Consider the following 1,181-nt stretch of genomic DNA (forward strand, 5'->3'; position numbering starts at 1 on the left):
GCGGTCCCCGCCACGGTCATCACGCCCACCGCGGAAACCACCACGGTCGTCATCACGACGGGGGTAGCTGGGACGGTCACCGCGGTCATCGCGACGGAAGGAGGGACGGTCCCCACCGCGGTCGTCACGACGCGGGTAGCTGGGGCGGTCGCCGCCACGGTCGTCACGGCCACCGCGGAAACCACCGCGGTCGTCATCACGGCGCGGGTAGCTCGGGCGGTCGCCACCACGGTCATCGCGACGCTGGTAGGTGGGACGGTCCCCACCCCGGTCGTCACGGCCACGGAAGCCACCGCGGTCGCCACCGCGGTCGTCGCGGCGCGGGTAGCTGGGGCGGTCACCCCGGTCGTCACGACGGAAGGAAGGACGGTCCCCACCACGGTCATCGCGACGCGGGTAGCTCGGGCGGTCCCCGCCACGGTCGTCACGGCCACCGCGGAAACCACCACGGTCGTCATCACGACGCGGGTAGCTCGGACGGTCACCACCGCGGTCATCGCGGCGGAAGGAGGGACGGTCCCCACCGCGGTCGTCACGGCGGAAGGAGGGACGGTCGCCGCCACCGGTAGGACGGCCGCCACGGTCGTCGTCGCGGCGCGGGTAGCTGGGACGGTCACCGCGGTCATCGCGACGGAAGGAGGGACGGTCGCCACCGCGGTCATCGCGACGGGGGTAGCTCGGGCGGTCGCCGCCACGGTCGTCACGGCCACCACGGAAACCACCACGGTCGCCGCCGCCGGCCGGGCGACCACCACGGTCGTCACGGCGGAAGCCGCCACCGCTCGGACGGCCACCGCGGTCATCGCGACGGAAACCGCCACGGTCACCACCGCGGTCGCCGCCACGGTCGTCACGGCCCCCGCGGTAGCCGCCCCTGTCACCACCGTCGTTGCGACGAGGCTCGCGCTCCGGACGATCGTCGGGAGAGTTGGACATGGGTGTGACTCCTGTCTTCGGGGTACCGCTAGCCATTCTTGCGCAACCAACCCATGGCCGCGCTCCGGCCTGAAACGTACAGAACAAAACAAAACAAAAAAGGACCCTTGGTCCTCAGCGTGAACGCTGAGGACCAAGGGTCCTTTGAAAGATTGTTCGGCGGCGTCCTACTCTCCCACAGGGTCCCCCCTGCAGTACCATCGGCGCTGAAAGGCTTAGCTTCCGGGTTCGGAATGTAACCGGGC

At 70.4% G+C, this 1,181-nt stretch carries 1 rRNA gene and 1 pseudogene; both read right to left on the minus strand.

Features of this window, described 5'->3' with window-relative positions:
* Positions 1 to 909: pseudogene (locus ABT123_RS31100) on the minus strand (hypothetical protein); the annotation flags it as partial.
* 181 nt (positions 910 to 1,090) lie between these two features.
* A 5S ribosomal RNA gene (rrf, locus tag ABT123_RS31105) occupies positions 1,091 to 1,181 on the minus strand; the annotation flags it as partial.

The sequence above is a fragment of the Streptomyces sp. NPDC002054 genome, assembly GCF_040296685.1.
Classification (GTDB): domain Bacteria; phylum Actinomycetota; class Actinomycetes; order Streptomycetales; family Streptomycetaceae; genus Streptomyces.